The 15,151-nt window shown below is 56.7% G+C and carries 17 protein-coding genes and 1 riboswitch; of the genes, 11 read left to right on the top strand and 6 right to left on the bottom strand.

The annotated features are described in order from the left end of the window. Positions 1 to 7: 7 nt before the first annotated feature. Positions 8 to 436: an FKBP-type peptidyl-prolyl cis-trans isomerase gene (locus tag ACR0AD_RS15765; RefSeq protein ID WP_480488280.1), complete on the top strand. Its 429-nt coding sequence runs from the start codon at positions 8 to 10 to the stop codon at positions 434 to 436. Positions 437 to 469: 33 nt separating this feature from the next. Here the strand turns inward: ACR0AD_RS15765 and ACR0AD_RS15760 are convergent, their stop codons facing one another. The 4 genes from ACR0AD_RS15760 to fabA are packed head-to-tail and all read right to left on the bottom strand — an operon-like array spanning position 470 to position 3,275. Further along, positions 470 to 649 (bottom strand): hypothetical protein, encoded by a 180-nt coding sequence (locus ACR0AD_RS15760; protein WP_480488278.1) that lies wholly within the window; start codon positions 647 to 649, stop codon positions 470 to 472. Positions 650 to 707: 58 nt separating this feature from the next. Further along, positions 708 to 1,499: an enoyl-ACP reductase FabI gene (locus tag ACR0AD_RS15755; RefSeq protein WP_480488276.1), complete on the bottom strand. Its 792-nt coding sequence runs from the start codon at positions 1,497 to 1,499 to the stop codon at positions 708 to 710. A gap of 5 nt (positions 1,500 to 1,504) precedes the next feature. After that, positions 1,505 to 2,734 (bottom strand): beta-ketoacyl-ACP synthase I, encoded by a 1,230-nt coding sequence (fabB, locus tag ACR0AD_RS15750; protein ID WP_480488274.1) that lies wholly within the window; start codon positions 2,732 to 2,734, stop codon positions 1,505 to 1,507. 31 nt (positions 2,735 to 2,765) lie between these two features. After that, positions 2,766 to 3,275, bottom strand: coding sequence for a bifunctional 3-hydroxydecanoyl-ACP dehydratase/trans-2-decenoyl-ACP isomerase (gene fabA, locus ACR0AD_RS15745; protein ID WP_209505371.1), 510 nt, complete (start codon positions 3,273 to 3,275; stop codon positions 2,766 to 2,768). 188 nt (positions 3,276 to 3,463) lie between these two features. Between fabA and irrA the strand changes: the two genes are divergently transcribed. Then, a complete protein-coding gene (irrA, locus tag ACR0AD_RS15740) occupies positions 3,464 to 3,880 on the top strand; it encodes an iron response transcriptional regulator IrrA (protein ID WP_267366106.1) in 417 nt (138 codons plus the stop codon). Here irrA and ACR0AD_RS15735 read toward each other — a convergent pair. Then, a complete protein-coding gene (locus ACR0AD_RS15735) occupies positions 3,858 to 4,781 on the bottom strand; it encodes a LysR family transcriptional regulator (RefSeq protein ID WP_480488272.1) in 924 nt (307 codons plus the stop codon). The two genes, irrA and ACR0AD_RS15735, sit on opposite strands and share 23 nt — an antisense overlap. Positions 4,782 to 4,864: 83 nt before the next feature. Between ACR0AD_RS15735 and ACR0AD_RS15730 the strand changes: the two genes are divergently transcribed. Next, entirely contained in the window at positions 4,865 to 5,662 is a 798-nt protein-coding gene (locus ACR0AD_RS15730; RefSeq protein ID WP_480488270.1) for a phytanoyl-CoA dioxygenase family protein, read from the top strand. A gap of 6 nt (positions 5,663 to 5,668) precedes the next feature. Here the strand turns inward: ACR0AD_RS15730 and ACR0AD_RS15725 are convergent, their stop codons facing one another. Continuing rightward, the gene (locus ACR0AD_RS15725; protein ID WP_480488268.1) at positions 5,669 to 6,532 is read right to left on the bottom strand and encodes a hypothetical protein; all 864 of its coding nucleotides are present in this window, start codon (positions 6,530 to 6,532) and stop codon (positions 5,669 to 5,671) included. 122 nt (positions 6,533 to 6,654) lie between these two features. Here ACR0AD_RS15725 and miaB point away from each other — a divergent pair, with 122 nt between their 5' ends. The 8 genes from miaB to trmB all read left to right on the top strand — a co-directional run bounded on the left by miaB (position 6,655) and on the right by trmB (position 15,106). Beyond that, entirely contained in the window at positions 6,655 to 7,974 is a 1,320-nt protein-coding gene (miaB, locus tag ACR0AD_RS15720; RefSeq protein ID WP_480488266.1) for a tRNA (N6-isopentenyl adenosine(37)-C2)-methylthiotransferase MiaB, read from the top strand. Between the two features lie 172 nt (positions 7,975 to 8,146). Next, positions 8,147 to 8,911 (top strand): outer membrane protein, encoded by a 765-nt coding sequence (locus ACR0AD_RS15715; protein ID WP_480488264.1) that lies wholly within the window; start codon positions 8,147 to 8,149, stop codon positions 8,909 to 8,911. Between the two features lie 136 nt (positions 8,912 to 9,047). After that, complete coding sequence (locus ACR0AD_RS15710) at positions 9,048 to 10,070, top strand: PhoH family protein (RefSeq protein WP_209505382.1); 1,023 nt, start codon at positions 9,048 to 9,050, stop codon at positions 10,068 to 10,070. Between the two features lie 36 nt (positions 10,071 to 10,106). Then, entirely contained in the window at positions 10,107 to 10,601 is a 495-nt protein-coding gene (gene ybeY, locus ACR0AD_RS15705) for an rRNA maturation RNase YbeY (RefSeq protein ID WP_480488262.1), read from the top strand. Between the two features lie 35 nt (positions 10,602 to 10,636). Continuing rightward, the gene (locus ACR0AD_RS15700) at positions 10,637 to 11,524 is read left to right on the top strand and encodes a hemolysin family protein (protein ID WP_267366995.1); all 888 of its coding nucleotides are present in this window, start codon (positions 10,637 to 10,639) and stop codon (positions 11,522 to 11,524) included. Beyond that, a complete protein-coding gene (gene lnt, locus ACR0AD_RS15695) occupies positions 11,521 to 13,035 on the top strand; it encodes an apolipoprotein N-acyltransferase (RefSeq protein ID WP_480488260.1) in 1,515 nt (504 codons plus the stop codon). Before ACR0AD_RS15700 ends, lnt begins: the two co-directional genes overlap by 4 nt. Positions 13,036 to 13,065: 30 nt before the next feature. Next, a riboswitch (SAM-SAH riboswitch) is annotated at positions 13,066 to 13,114 on the top strand. A gap of 5 nt (positions 13,115 to 13,119) precedes the next feature. After that, positions 13,120 to 14,301 (top strand): methionine adenosyltransferase, encoded by a 1,182-nt coding sequence (gene metK, locus ACR0AD_RS15690; protein ID WP_480484020.1) that lies wholly within the window; start codon positions 13,120 to 13,122, stop codon positions 14,299 to 14,301. A gap of 94 nt (positions 14,302 to 14,395) precedes the next feature. Then, complete coding sequence (gene trmB, locus ACR0AD_RS15685; RefSeq protein ID WP_480473788.1) at positions 14,396 to 15,106, top strand: tRNA (guanosine(46)-N7)-methyltransferase TrmB; 711 nt, start codon at positions 14,396 to 14,398, stop codon at positions 15,104 to 15,106. Positions 15,107 to 15,151: the final 45 nt, after the last annotated feature.

Raw genomic sequence — 15,151 nt, 5'->3', positions numbered from 1 at the left:
GGCCACTATGACCGAAATCAAGCAAGGTGACACGGTTCGCATCCATTACACAGGGACATTGTTGGATGGCAAAGTCTTTGACAGTTCGGATGGGTGCGATCCGTTGGAGTTCGTGGTAGGATCGGGCCAGATCATTCCCGGTCTGGACAGTGCCATGCCCGGTTTGTCCGCAGGTGACAAGAAACGGGTCGAGATTGCCTGCACCGACGCTTACGGCCCGATCAACCCTGCGATGCGTCAGGAAATCCCCCGCGAGGGTATTCCCGAGGATATTCCGCTGGATCCGGGCACTCAACTGCAGATGCAGACACCGGACGGTCAGGCCGTACCTGTGACAGTTGTGGACACCAACGAAGCGACTGTGACCCTGGATGGAAACCATCCGTTGGCCGGACAGGATCTGGTGTTTGAGATTGAAGTCGTCTCGATCAATTGAGACATAGTTCGGGTTGGAACGCCTGCCCGGACTTCAGCCGATCAAAGCTTCAACAGCCGCGCGCACCTGTGGCTGGGTGAAAAAGACAAACACCAGCAGTAATGATGTCAGCGCGAGCAGCAGCACTCTGGCCCGCTGGCTGAGGAAAGCGGACTTCTTCCGGCTTTGCACTGATCGTGCGTTGTTTGCAATGATTTGATCTAGCTTGCTCATATCGAAGTCCTGCCGCCCAAAGATGGTGAAATCTTGGCGGCGGCAGGGAAAGATATGGTCACATGAAATCGGGTTGCGGCATGCCCAGAACGTGGAAACCACCGTCAACGCGGATGATTTCGCCAGACGTGCAGGCTCCCGCATCAGATGTCAGGTAAACTGCGGTCCCGCCAACAGCTTCCAGAGTGGCATTCGAACGCATCGGCGCATTCTGATCGCAGAACTTATATGTCCTGCGCGCCCCGCCAATGGCGGCACCGGCAAGGGTTTTCATCGGTCCCGGTGAGATTGCGTTCACGCGGATACCATCCGGGCCAAGGTCATTGGCCAGATAACGGGTCGCCGATTCCAGCGCCGCCTTGGCAACACCCATGACGTTGTAGTTCGGTACCACCCGGTTTGATCCCTGATAAGTCAGCGTCAGCAGCGAGCCCCCATTGTCCTTCATCATCGGATAGGCGCGGCGTGCCACCTCGATGAAAGAATAGGCCGACACGTCCATCGAGTGTTTGAAGTTCGCCCGCGTGGTATTCAGAAACCGGCCTGTCAGCTCGGATTTATCCGAATACGCAATGGCATGAACAACAAAGTCGATGGTGGGCCAACGCTGGGCCAGTTCACCAAAGGCACGATCCAGTGACTCGTCGTCGGTCACATCGGCATCCACCATGAAATCGCTGCCAAGGCTTTTAGCGAGAGGTTCCAGCCGTTTGCCGAAAGCCTCGCCCTGATAGGTGAAGGCCAGTTCTGCGCCTGCCTCGTGCATGGCCTTGGCAATGCCCCACGCGATTGAGCGGTCATTGGCCACGCCCATGATCAGGCCGCGCTTACCTTTGAGAAGATCCGACATCACTTTCACCCGTTATACTTAGACAGAATCATGGACCCGTTGGTGCCGCCAAAGCCGAAGCTGTTGGTCATGACACTGTCCAGTCCTGCGTTTTCAACCACTTCAGTTGCAATTTCACCGGGCAGGATGCCTTGGGCGAGTGTGTCGACATTGATCGACGGCGTAATGAAATCATTGTCCAGCATGAGTAGGCAGAAGATCGCCTCAAGCGCTCCTGCCGCGCCTTGCGCGTGGCCAGTCATTGATTTGGTCGAGGAAATCGGTGGCACGTTACCTTCACCGAAGATTCGGCGCACAGCCTCTACTTCACCCACGTCACCGACAGGTGTCGAGGTCCCATGTGCGTTGATATAGCCAACTTTGCGACCTTCGGGCAGTGTGTCCAGCGCCAGCCGCATTGCGCGCTCGCCGCCTTCACCCGAAGGGGCCACCATGTCGTGGCCATCCGAGGTAGCAGCATAGCCGGTGACTTCGGCATAAATCTTTGCGCCGCGGGCCAGAGCGTGCTCCAACTCCTCCAGAACGAGGATGCCGCCGCCACCGGAAATCACAAACCCGTCACGGTTTTCGTCAAACGCGCGCGAGGCTTTCTCGGGCGCGTCGTTATATTTTGACGACATCGCGCCCATTGCATCGAACAGGCACGAAAGTGTCCAGTCCAGTTCCTCGCCGCCGCCAGCGAACATGACGTCCTGCTTGCCCAGCATGATCTGTTCGGCCGCGTTGCCGATGCAATGTAGCGAGGTCGAGCAGGCCGAGGTGATCGAATAGTTGATACCCTTGATCTTGAATGCGGTCGCCAGGTTTGCCGAGATTGTCGAGCACATGCATTTCGGCACTGCGAACGGACCGATCCGCTTGGTCGCGCCTGTCTTCAGAACGGTCTGATGCGCCGTCAGCATCGCGCTTGTCGACGGGCCGCCAGAGCCCGCAACCAGTCCGGTGCGGGGATTAACGATCTGGTCTTCGGTCAGCCCGGAATCGGCAATCGCCTGGCTCATGGCGATATGTGCATAGGCGGCCCCGGGACCCATGAATCGCAGGGTACGTTTGTCCACGTGTTCAGCCACGTCAATCTTGAGCGTACCCGCGATCTGACTGCGAAACCCGTGTTCCACCATCTGTTCGCTGGCTTCGATCCCGGATTTACCAGCTTTAAGCGAGGCCAGAACCTCTTGGGCATTATTCCCGATCGAAGACACTACCCCCAGACCGGTGACGACTACTCGACGCATGTGCGCACTCCTTATTTCGGGTCGGTCAGGCTCAGGCCTCGGACAGAACGACCTTCATATCTTTGACATCATAGATCATCTCGCCATCGGCTTCGACGATTCCATCTGCCACACCCATGGTCAGGCGACGTGTCTGAATCGCTTTTTTGAAATCGATTTTATACGTTAGCATCTTGCGGTCGGGACGAACCATACCGGTCAGTTTCACTTCGCCCACGCCGACAGCCATGCCGCGCCCTTGCCAGCCACGCCAACCCAGGTTGAAACCGGTCAGCTGCCATAGACCGTCAAGGCCCAGGCAGCCCGGCATAATTGGGTTGCCGGGAAAATGGCAGTCAAAGAACCAAAGGTCAGGGGTGATATCGAACTCGGCCAGCACATGGCCCTTACCGTGCAGGCCACCGTCTTCCGAGATGTCGGTAATCCGGTCCATCATCAGCATTGGCGGGGCGGGCAATTGTGCATTGCCGGGGCCAAATAATTCGCCGCGGGCGCATTTCAGCAGATCGTCTTTGTCAAAACTGCTTGGGAACTGGGCCATTCTTGCCGCCTCTCCTGCCGTGGGTCCGTTCGTTATATCTGGCCTCGTCTAGCACCCGTTTGCAAGGTCCTGCAAGAGCAGCGGCTACATCATGTTGTGTATGCCGCGTTCTTTGCGAATGAATTTCATTTGAAATTGCCAACCATGCGCTCCTATATATAATGGAAGTGACTATGGGTATTGGATCAATGACACCGCAGAGCGGCGATATAGCAACGGGTTGGCTGGTGAACGCTGGCCTGCGTCCGACGCGTCAGCGCGTGGCGTTGGCCGAGCTTTTGGTGGGCGATGGCCGCCATCGTCACGTCACCGCCGAGAGCCTGTTTGAATCGGCCAAGGCGAATGGCGACGCTGTTTCACTGGCGACGGTTTACAATACCCTGCGCGCGTTTTGCGACGCTGGCGTTCTGCAGGAAATCACCGTGGACGGGTCAAAAAGCTACTTCGACACGAATACGCATGATCACCCTCATTTTTATTGGGAGGATGAGGCGCGCCTGAGTGACGCGCCGTCGGACCAATTGGTGATCCAGCGCCTGCCCGAAGCACCCGAAGGGGTCGAGATTGCCTCGGTCGACGTTGTCATTCGCCTGCGCAAAAAGTAGCGCCAATACCGCCTCTCAAACTCGCCAACAACAAACGTTCAACCTGATCAATCGTTGCGTCAGAGGGCCCTGTTCCGTGGCGCGCAAGTACAACCGATTCAGTTGCGTCCTGATTGCTGATCGGAACACTGACAAGACGTTTATTGTCATAACTGACCGGGCTGAGCGGGCTGGTATAACTGATCCCGATCCCTTCGCCATGGGCGGCAAGACTGCGCTGGATCTCAATCGACGCCGCCCTATGCGCGACAGTCGGGTGCAGACCGTTGCGCCGGAAGAGACTGAGGATGTGTTGGGCCGACCAGCCTTCTGTTGACAGGATCAACGGGTGAGCAGCCAAGTCAGCCAGTGAGACCATGCCCGCTGTCGCCAACAGATGATCCGGTGGCATTAGGGCCTTTGGTTGACTGTCGAACAGTTTTGTTCGTGTGAACCCCGCATCCATTGTCAGCTCATAGGTGATGGCAATATCGATCTGGCCATCAATTAATCTGTTCAGCAGCCCTTCAAAGGAAGCAGCAAAGTATGTGATTGCGATGTTTGGAAAAGTGTCGCGCAAATGGTGCAGGGCGGGTGCTAATAGGAAGGGGGCGAGGTCCGTAAAACACCCCAATCTTAGACGTGTCGTACCCGACGGCGGAGTTTCTGATGACTCGATTTGGGCTGCGCCTTTCAGCAGGGTCTCGGCCTGATCGATGAATTTTCGCCCCTGAGGCGTCAGCGCCATGGCCGAGCCTCGGCGGCGGATGAACAGAGGGTGACCCACATGTGCTTCGACACGCGTCAGGGCTGTAGACAGGGCTGGTTGCGAAACATTCAGGTATTGTGCGGCTGCTGACAGGCTGCCGTGGCGCCCGACCGCGCAAACATATTCGTACTGACGCAGTGAAATGTATAACATGAAATTAATTATAACTTCGAAAGATATGATTTGAACAGAACACTCCTTCTACGCAAAAGATTGAAAAACGAATGGAGACCCGGATGCCTCACCCGCTTGTTACCCAAGAGATGATCACAACGTATCAGGATGATGGCGTCGTTCTGATCAAAGGGCTGTTTGCAGACTATGTGGATCAACTGCGGAAGGGTGTGGCCGCGAATATGGCAGAGCCTGGCCCGTATGCATCAGAAAACAAGAAAGAGGGTCAAACGGGTCTGTTCTTTGACGATTACTGCAACTGGACCCGCATTCCACAGTTCCGCGAGGCGATCGAAAACTCGCCCGCGGCCGAGGTCGCAGCGGACCTGATGCAGTCGAAAAGCGTGCAGGTGTTTCACGACCACGTATTGGTAAAAGAACCCGGGACATCCATGGCCACGCCCTGGCATCAGGATGGCCCATATTACTTCGTTGAAGGTCAGCAAACCATCAGCTTCTGGTCTCCGCTGGATCCGGTCAGGCAGGCGACGTTGCGCTGTGTCGCAGGCTCTCACCGGTGGGAGAAAGAGGTGCTGCCAACCCGCTGGGTTTCCGAGGAAGGTTTTTTCCCCGATGAAGGGCAGTACATCCCCGTGCCGGACCCGGATGCCGAGGGCATGAAAGTCGTTGAATTCGAAATGGACCCCGGTGACGCCGTTGCCTTCAATTATCGCACCCTTCACGGTGCGCGGGGTAACCACTCGGATAGCCGTCGCCGCGCCTTTTCTCTCCGGCTGGTCGGCGATGACGCACGGTATGTAGAGCGTCCAGGCAGAACCTCTCCACCTTTTCCCGGCCATGGCATGACACCGGGGCAGCGTCTTCGTGAAGACTGGTTTCCGGTCCTGTTTGAGCGCTGAGGCGCTTCAGAACCATTGGCCTGATTCGATCAGACCCAGATCCAGCAGCTGCCGCGAGTGCCATTCAAAAGGCACGGAGTTGCGCCAGCTAAAATTTGGAATGTCAAAAGTCGACCCGGCATTTGTTTTGAGCGCCTTCGCAGCGCGGAAGGAACAAATAGCTGCGGTCATGTTGTGATGCCAAGGGCAGGAATAGGTATTGTATTCCGGCTCATTGAACGTGTGGTCGGATTTCAGGATCAGGCCCTTTTGCGCCTTGAACAGGGCGATGCGGTCGATGCGACGGCGTTCATAGGGAATGTGATCCTCGAACCGCCAGCGCAAGCCACCTGACAGGTCAACCTGCCGGTCCAGCGTTTGGCCGTCAGGGTCGCGGCGTGATTGGGCATAGTAACCCGTTTTGTCGAACAAAGCCTGTTCGGGGGCGACACCGTTGGGAAAAGCGGTCAGATCCTCGGCATAAAGGTCGATGACGTAGCTCAGCATCGCGTTGCGGCGTTCTTCGCTGTGAAAGGCCAGCATTTCGCCAATGCTGCGCGTTTCGCAGAACGGAAAGAACAGGTACTCGGCGTTATAGCAGTAATACATCCAGATGCTGGGTGCGGCCTGAATTATTCTGTTCAGGGTATCGACAACCACCGTTCGGGGAACGCACTTCAAGGTGACCCGATGCACCCGGTCGGTCAACGCGGGCTCCAGTCGGAACTCCTGAGGCATGAAGGCGATAACGGATTTGAACCCTAGTTTCAGATGGTGATGCAGAGTACTTTCCAACTCGACCTCATCCTCGGCAAAGACCATCGCAACGGGGCCTTGCGCCATTGCGGGCTGCCCGGCTTTCAGGAAATGGTCGAGGGAATCGTATTGCATCGGCTGTTTTCAGTTTTGTCTTGCTGGAAAGTTCCGCCAAATTCGGGTAATTGCGCCCGCATTGCAAGCGGCGTTCGAAGCATATAGACGACGCCGGTCCAGCGAATGCAAAGGCCCGTCTCATGTCCGAACCGAAGAAGCTGTTTATCAAGACCTATGGCTGTCAGATGAATGTCTATGACAGTGAACGCATGTCCGAGGCGCTGGGCGGGCAGGGCTACGTTGAAACCCAGACCCCCGAAGATGCGGATATGATCCTGCTGAACACGTGCCACATCCGCGAGAAAGCGGCAGAAAAAGTGTATTCCGAACTGGGGCGCTTCAAGGGTCTGAAGGCCGAGAAGCCTGATCTGAAAATCGGCGTGGCGGGCTGTGTTGCTCAGGCGGAAGGCGAAGAGATCATGCGCCGCCAGCCGCTGGTTGATCTGGTGGTCGGCCCGCAAAGCTATCACCGCCTGCCCGAGATGGAGGCAAAGACCCGAGCGGGCGAAAAGGCGCTGGACACGGATTTCCCCGAAGAAGACAAGTTCGAAAAATTGAAAAACCGCCCCAAGGCCAAGCGCGGACCGACGGCGTTTTTGACTGTTCAGGAGGGCTGCGATAAATTCTGCGCCTTCTGCGTGGTTCCTTATACACGCGGTGCTGAAGTCAGCCGCCCAGCCGATCGCATCATCCGCGAAGCCCATGATCTGGTCGAACGCGGGGTACGCGAGATCACGTTGCTGGGCCAAAACGTCAACGCCTATCACGGTGCCGGGGCGAATGGTGACATGACGCTTGCCGGCTTGATCTGGGAACTGAACAAGGTCGACGGGCTGGAACGCATCCGCTTTACCACCTCGCACCCAAACGACATGGCCGACGATCTGATCGAGGCGCATGGCACCTGTGACAAGCTGATGCCTTATCTGCACCTGCCGGTTCAGTCGGGTTCGGACCGTATCCTCAAGCGGATGAACCGTAGCCATACGGCAGAAAGCTATCTGCGGCTGGTCGAACGCATTCGTGCGGCGCGTCCAGATATCGTGATGTCGGGGGACTTCATTGTTGGTTTCCCAGAAGAGACCGAAGATGATTTTCAGGCCACGATGGATTTGGTCGAAGAGGTCAAATACGGCTATGCCTATTCCTTCAAATACTCCACACGTCCGGGAACCCCGGCAGCTGAACGGTCGCAGGTTGATCCGGCTGCGGCAGATGAACGGTTGCAGCGGCTTCAGGCCTTGATCACGCGCCATCAGCGAGAGATTCAGGACGGTATGGTCGGACGCACTGTCCGCGTTCTTTTCGAAAAACCGGGTCGCTTGTCCGGGCAGATGGTTGGAAAGTCCGAATATTTGCATTCGGTGCACGTAAAAGGACCAGAGATCGCCACGGGTGACTTGAGAGAAGTCCGGATCACTGAGTCCGGGGCGAATTCTCTGGCCGGTGAGTTGTTGTAGGTCGGTGTAAACACCTCCCGGACACCATAGTTGGTGTTTGTTTCCAAAATTTACCCTTGATTTATTGCTTGGAACTATGCTCCGAGAGGAGCCATGGTTTTTTGGGCGCAAGGATCTGCGTCTGCAAATCGGCGATATGCCGGTCCCGGAAAACGGGATGAGGGAGGTACGAGTGTCGACTATCAAGAGCTTTGGGAGCCTGAGCAGGTTGAAAACACTGACGCTAACTGCCGCTGTTACACTGATTGCCGGCGTATCCATGGCCGGTGATTTGAAAGGTGACATAAGCGATCCGGAAGTGGTCAGCCCGAAAAGATTCAGCAGCGATGTCCGCGCTTTTTACCTGGGACTTACCGGCGGTTATGGCTCTGGCGGGGACGATCGGTTTGGCCTGACAACGCCCGGCGGACAGTTTGATATCGGTGATCAGGATTTATCCGGAACATACGGGGGCCTCCGGGGCGGCTGGCGTGGTGTCTTACCAGCTGCAGGTGGGCGCGACTACGTCTATGGCTTTGAAGTCGGGTATGAATTCGCATCCCTAGACGACACTGTCAGCAGGCGGATCGGCGGCGTCAATGTGCAAGGCGGAACAGAGATATCGGATGTTCTGGCAGTCCGATTTCGCAATGGTCTGACAAACCGCAGCGGACGAATTCTGTATTTCTTCAGTGTCGGATATCTGTGGGGCGATGTGGAAACAACCAACAGTATTGCATCGGGCACTTCGGTTCAGAATTTCTCGGTGTCAGATCGGCGGAACGGCTATTCGGCAAGCATAGGGGCCGAGCATAAGTTGTCGGGCAATTGGTCGATTACGGGCGAATATGAATATGTCCAGTTCCAATCAAAGGACGTCCAGTTCAGTTCTGGCTTCTCCACTAAGTCCACACCAAAATACAGCGGCTTGAGAATCGGGCTGAATTACACCTTCTGATGTACATCCAATCGGCAACCGATCACCATTAAATCGGCTGTTATGACATCTCAGCATTTATTTTTGAAACTGTGGCTTGCGCCTACCAAGATTTGTTGTCTACGCTCGGGGTGAACAGCCAAGACAGGAGAGCGGATTGGCCATCGGTGCCCTGACCCCACCGCAAGATGAAATGCCCCAACACGAGGCGTTCGTAGAATTTCCCGACAACCGATTGCTGATTGACCTGTGCGGTGAATATGACCGCAATCTGGCCGAGATCGAAACAAAGCTTTCGGTCCAGATTGTGCGCCGCGGCAATCAGCTTGTTGTGATGGGCGATGAAGATGCTCAGAAACAGGCGGTTGAGGTACTTCAATCGCTGTATACAAGGCTTGAAGGTGGGCGCGAGGTTGAGGCCGCAGACGTCGATCGCGAGTTGAGGATGGGTGTTTCAGAACAGGGAACCGGAAGCCGGGATGGCGACCAGCTTGAAATGTTCAAGGGCGGTTCGGTCGAGATCAAGACCCGCAAGAAGCTGGTTGAACCGCGCACCGACGCCCAGAAAGCCTATGTCCAGTCACTGTTCAACAATGAGCTGGCCTTTGGAATTGGTCCCGCGGGGACGGGTAAGACCTATCTGGCAGTGGCGGTCGGGGTTTCGATGTTCATCGGCGGACATGTGGATCGAATCATCCTGAGCCGTCCGGCGGTCGAGGCGGGCGAGAAACTGGGCTATCTGCCAGGCGACATGAAGGACAAGGTCGACCCTTACATGCAGCCGCTTTATGACGCGCTGAACGATTTTCTGCCCGGAAAACAGTTGGCCAAGCTGATCGAAGAGAAACGAATCGAAATCGCTCCGCTGGCCTTTATGCGCGGTCGTACGCTGGCCAACGCATTTGTGGTTCTGGATGAAGCGCAAAACGCCACCACGATGCAGATGAAGATGTTCCTGACCCGTCTGGGCGAAGGAAGCCGCATGGTCATAACTGGCGACCGGTCACAGGTCGATTTGCCGCGTGGCGTTCAATCGGGCCTGGCGGACGCTGAGAGGTTGTTGAAAACGATCCCGAATATCAGCTTCAACTACTTCACTTCGAAAGACGTGGTGCGTCACCCGCTTGTCGCTGCGATCATCGAGGCGTATGAGGCCGATGCGGGCCGTGAAACCACGTGAACACATAGCCCGCTAACGAGGCTGTTGCGCGGTAAGATGACCCTGGATCTCATTTTCGAGGACGAAAGGTGGCAAGATCTTGAGGTCTTGTCACAAAAGGCGATTAACGCCGTTCTGACCCATTGCGGTTTGGCCCCGGAGCTGTGCGAAGTCAGTATTCTGGGGTGCAACGATGCGCGGATTTCGGAACTGAACGCAGAATTTCGCGGCAAACCGACGCCCACCAATGTGCTGAGCTGGCCTGCGGAAGACCTAGCTCCGGACGAGCCAGGGCAATCACCACGCCTGCCAGAGCCGGACTTTACCGGCGAGATTGTTCTGGGCGATGTTGCGATTTCCTATGACACTTGTGCCCGCGAGGCGGCCGAGGCCAACAAGGCAATGAGTGACCATGTGACCCATTTGCTTGTTCACGGAACGTTGCATTTGCTGGGTTATGATCACATTCGTGACCCCGATGCCACCTTGATGGAAGAGATTGAGGTCAAGATACTTGGCAAATTGGGTATTGATGACCCATATAAGGTATAATGTGGGTTCAAGACCCGATCAGTTGGAACAAGGTAATGGGCGAAATAGAAGGCAGTTCTAGGGCGGCGCAAAGCGCGCAACCTCAGGACAGCAGTACTGAAACGGAAGAGAAAACCGGTCTGTTTTCTCGAATCCTCGAAGTGTTTTCGAGCGATGATACTCAACCGGACCAGACGGTGAACGGGCAAAACGCGGCTGTGGCGCAGCCACGCGGGATGATTAACCTGCGCCGGATGCGCGTTGAGGATGTTGCCATCCCTACCGCTGAAATCGTCTCGGTACCTTCGACGATCACAAAAGATGAACTGGCGGACGTTTTCCGAAGCAGTGGTATGTCGAGGATTCCAGTCTATGAGGGAACCTTGGATACACCGCTTGGTTTTGTTCACCTCAAGGATTTTGCTCTGACCCACGGTTTCAACGGTGGGGGTAAAAAGTTTGATCTGACCTCTATGCTGCGGACGCTATTGTTCGTGCCGCCATCCATGCCAATCGGCGTCTTGTTGACCAAGATGCAAACCGAGCGGCGTCACATGGCATTGGTGATTGATGAATATGGCGGCGTTGATGGTCTGCTGACGATCGAAGACCTGATCGAGCAGGTCGTGGGTGAAATCGCTGACGAGCACGATGCGGATGAAGACCAGCTTTGGGTGCAGGAAAAGCCCGGATGCTATGTGGTACAGGCACGTGTGCCGCTCGAAGATTTCGAGGCCGAGATTGGCCGGTCTCTGACCAGTCATGAAGACGTCGACGAAGAGGAAATCGATACTCTGGGCGGGCTTGTCTTTATGCTCTCCGGCCGCGTTCCGGCGCGGGGTGAGGTTGTCATTCACCCAGAGGGCCCGGAATTCGAAGTGATCGAAGCCGATCCACGCCGAATCAAACGGCTGCGCGTCATGCTGCCGGACGTTGCTGCATGACCCCAGTAAGGGGCTGGCCATTATCGTTGAGATTGTTGGTCGCTGCCACCCTTGGCGGGGCAGGCGCGTTTGGTCAGGCGCCTCATCTGTATTGGGGCGCAACCGTTTTGGCTCTGGTCCTGATTGTGCCGATTTTCCTTGCCAGCGAAACCCGAGGCCGGGCGGCATGGGTCGGCTGGGCCTTCGCGACCGGCTATTTTGCCCATGCCCTTGGCTGGATCATTGAGCCGTTTCAGGTGGATGCTGAACGACATGCCTGGATGGCCCCGTTTGCGTTAGTATTCTTGGCGGGCGGACTGGCCTTGTTCTGGGCTGCCGCCTTTGGCCTGTCGCGCAATATTGGTGCCACGCCCATTCGTCAGGGCATATTACTGGTTGCAGTCTTGTCCCTGGCAGAGGTGGCGCGTGGATATGTGATGACCGGCTTTCCATGGGCTGGCGTCGCGCAGATTTGGGTGGATACACCGGTGGCTCAGGTGCTGTCTCTGGTTGGGCCATATGGGTTGAACGCGCTGACCTTTGCCGCAACGTTACCAATTGGCGCGGCATTGGTGCAGGATAAACCCTTGAACGGTTTGGTGCGGACCCTGGGTTGTACCGGCGTGATGGCAGCGATGGCGATTGCCTACGGGTTGACGCGACCCGTCGTTCAGGACGGTTCACATCTGGTTCGCGTGGTCCAGCCGAATGCCCCTCAGCACCAAAAATGGGATCCGGCATATGCGCCTTTGTTTTTCGCGCGTCAGGTTGAATATACCGCAGCCTTTCCCAGACCCGACCTGATTGTCTGGCCCGAGACCGCAGTTCCAGCTTGGTTAGGTAGCGCACAACCGTTTCTGTCAACTGTTGCGGATGCCGCGCAGGGTGTGCCGGTGATATTGGGGATTCAGCGCGCAGAAGGCCCGAGAATCTTCAACTCGCTGGTCTATCTGGATGAAACCGGGCGTCAGGCAGGGTTGTATGACAAACACCATCTGGCGCCTTTCGGTGAATACGTCCCCTTGGGTGACCTGATGGGGCGTTTCGGGGTCAGTGGCTTGGCAGCCACAACCGGGCACGGGTTCAGCGCGGGGCCGGGCCCCGCCCTGTTGGACCTCGGCAAGCTTGGAAGCGCATTGCCCCTGATTTGCTACGAAGCCATTTTCCCGCAAGATGTGAATGGTGCGCCGGGCCGGGCTGACTTCTTATTGCAGATCACAAATGACGCGTGGTTTGGTACGCGGTCGGGACCGTTTCAACACCTGGTGCAAGCCCGGATGAGGGCAATTGAGCAGGGCTTGCCGATGATACGTTCGGCCAATACCGGTGTATCGGCCATAATTGACCCATTGGGTCGGGTGACTGCGTCGTTGGCTCTGGGTGAGGCAGGATATGTGGACGCCGCGTTGCCGCAACCACACCGTCGCACGACTTATGCACGTATCGGGGACAGTCCGATCGTTGTTGTCTTACTGTTTATTCTGGCGATGGCGCTGTTTCGTACTCGCGGCAACCGGGCAATTAGAGATTGACCCCAACTTTGGGCAAGCGTATGCGTCTGTGGTCTGCCACAACGGCTTCCTGGCGTGGCGGAGAAACCTTAATGGAGCACATTTATGTCCCGACAGAACTATACTTTTACTTCGGAATCCGTTTCTGAAGGGCACCCGGATAAGGTCTGTGACCGTATCTCGGATGCTGTCCTTGATGCATTTCTAAACGAAGAGCCTGAGGCGCGCGTGGCCTGCGAAACCTTTGCCACGACCAACCGCATCGTTATCGGTGGCGAAGTTGGTCTGTCGGACAAGGACAAACTGCATGACTACATGAGCCGCATCGACGAAATTGCGCGCGAGTGCGTGAAAGACATCGGATATGAGCAGGACAAGTTCCACCACGAAACAGTCGAGGTGACGAACCTTCTGCACGAACAATCCGCCCATATCGCGCAGGGCGTGGATGCCGCGGACAACAAGGACGAAGGCGCTGGCGACCAGGGCATCATGTTTGGCTTTGCCACAACAGAAACGCCTGCGCTTATGCCTGCGCCGATCCAGTATTCGCACGCAATCCTGCGGCGTCTGGCCGAAGTGCGCAAGAACGGCACCGAGCCTGCACTGGGGCCGGATGCGAAATCTCAGTTGTCCGTCGTTTATCAAGACGGCAAACCAGTCGGCGTCAGCTCGATCGTTCTGTCGACGCAGCATCTGGATGAGGCGCTGACGTCGGATGACATCCGCGCCATCGTTGAACCCTATATCCGTGAAACTCTGCCCGAAGGCTGGCTGTCGGCTGATACCGAATGGCACGTCAACCCGACCGGCAAATTCGTTATTGGCGGACCGGATGGCGACGCGGGTCTGACCGGTCGTAAGATCATCGTGGATACCTATGGTGGCGCGGCCCCGCATGGTGGCGGTGCTTTCTCGGGCAAAGATCCGACCAAGGTTGACCGTTCGGCGGCCTATGCCGCGCGCTACCTGGCGAAAAACGTCGTAGCCGCCGGTATGGCCGAGCGCTGCACCATTCAGTTGAGCTATGCCATTGGCGTATCGAAGCCGCTGTCGATCTATGCAGACACGCATGGCACGGGTCAGGTTGCAGATGCGGCGATCGAAAAAGCAGTTGGCCAGATCATGGATCTGACACCCCGCGGCATTCGTCAGCACCTTCAGCTGAACAAGCCGATCTACCAGCGTACAGCGGCTTACGGTCACTTTGGCCGCGAACCGGATGCGGATGGCGGTTTTAGCTGGGAACGCACTGATCTGGTCGACGCGCTGAAATCCGCAGTTTGATCTGAAAAATCCAAAGCGCGCCTTCAGGGGCGCGCTTTTTTTGGGGCGGTGCACGCCCTTGCAACGTACTCCACTGCGCAGTATGGCCACCGCCATGAGCACAGAGACCCCACAACGCCCGCGCAGAAACTTTTATGGCCGCTTCAAGGGCAAGACCCTGAAGCCCAGTCAAAAGACCTATCTGAACGAAGATCTGGCCGCCTTGTCGCCCGGCGCCGTGGACTGGGCCTCGAATCCCGAACGCAAGCCACTGGACCTGAACGATCTGTTCGGCGGCAAGCCGGTCTGGTTGGAAATTGGCTTCGGAGGTGGTGAGCATCTGGTGCACCAGGCGCAAAACAATCCTGACATTGGCATCATCGGGGCCGAGCCATACATCAACGGTGTTGCCATGCTGCTGGGCAGAATCCGTCAGGCAGGTGTTGAAAACCTTGCCGTGCACCCCGGCGATGTGCGCGATCTGTTCGACGTGCTGCCAGAGGCCAGCATTTCGCGCGCGTTCCTTCTCTATCCCGACCCATGGCCCAAAACGCGGCATCATCGCCGTCGATTTGTAACCCAGGAACATCTTGAACCGCTGGCGAAAGTGCTGAAACCCGGGGCGATCTTCCGGGTTGCAACTGACATTCCCGATTATGTGCGTCAGACCTTGGAAGAGGTTCCGCGCGCCGGGTTTGAATGGCTGGCCGAACGCCCTTCTGACTGGCGCGAGCCGTGGGGCGACTGGATCTCCACGCGATACGAACAGAAGGCGCTGCGCGAGGGTCGGACACCTCACTACCTGACCTTCCGACGCAAAGGCTGATTGCCGCTGGACCAACGGGCGTCAATTCGCTAATCGGCTTGAGCA

It is taken from the genome of Ruegeria sp. BH8, from assembly GCF_056538065.1.
Note: the sequence above shows the minus strand (reverse complement) of the source record. Positions and strands in the feature narration are given on the sequence as shown.

Excerpts from the sequence above, each read along its gene's own strand:
- ACR0AD_RS15765 (WP_480488280.1), top strand. The coding sequence starts at position 8 with ATGACCGAAATCAAGCAAGGTGACACGGTTCGCATCCATTACACAGGG.
- ACR0AD_RS15760 (WP_480488278.1), bottom strand. The coding sequence starts at position 649 with ATGAGCAAGCTAGATCAAATCATTGCAAACAACGCACGATCAGTGCAA.
- ACR0AD_RS15755 (WP_480488276.1), bottom strand. The coding sequence starts at position 1,499 with ATGTCGGATCTTCTCAAAGGTAAGCGCGGCCTGATCATGGGCGTGGCC.
- fabB (WP_480488274.1), bottom strand. The coding sequence starts at position 2,734 with ATGCGTCGAGTAGTCGTCACCGGTCTGGGGGTAGTGTCTTCGATCGGG.
- fabA (WP_209505371.1), bottom strand. The coding sequence starts at position 3,275 with ATGGCCCAGTTCCCAAGCAGTTTTGACAAAGACGATCTGCTGAAATGC.
- irrA (WP_267366106.1), top strand. The coding sequence starts at position 3,464 with ATGACACCGCAGAGCGGCGATATAGCAACGGGTTGGCTGGTGAACGCT.
- ACR0AD_RS15735 (WP_480488272.1), bottom strand. The coding sequence starts at position 4,781 with ATGTTATACATTTCACTGCGTCAGTACGAATATGTTTGCGCGGTCGGG.
- ACR0AD_RS15730 (WP_480488270.1), top strand. The coding sequence starts at position 4,865 with ATGCCTCACCCGCTTGTTACCCAAGAGATGATCACAACGTATCAGGAT.
- ACR0AD_RS15725 (WP_480488268.1), bottom strand. The coding sequence starts at position 6,532 with ATGCAATACGATTCCCTCGACCATTTCCTGAAAGCCGGGCAGCCCGCA.
- miaB (WP_480488266.1), top strand. The coding sequence starts at position 6,655 with ATGTCCGAACCGAAGAAGCTGTTTATCAAGACCTATGGCTGTCAGATG.
- ybeY (WP_480488262.1), top strand. The coding sequence starts at position 10,107 with ATGACCCTGGATCTCATTTTCGAGGACGAAAGGTGGCAAGATCTTGAG.
- ACR0AD_RS15700 (WP_267366995.1), top strand. The coding sequence starts at position 10,637 with ATGGGCGAAATAGAAGGCAGTTCTAGGGCGGCGCAAAGCGCGCAACCT.
- lnt (WP_480488260.1), top strand. The coding sequence starts at position 11,521 with ATGACCCCAGTAAGGGGCTGGCCATTATCGTTGAGATTGTTGGTCGCT.
- metK (WP_480484020.1), top strand. The coding sequence starts at position 13,120 with ATGTCCCGACAGAACTATACTTTTACTTCGGAATCCGTTTCTGAAGGG.
- trmB (WP_480473788.1), top strand. The coding sequence starts at position 14,396 with ATGAGCACAGAGACCCCACAACGCCCGCGCAGAAACTTTTATGGCCGC.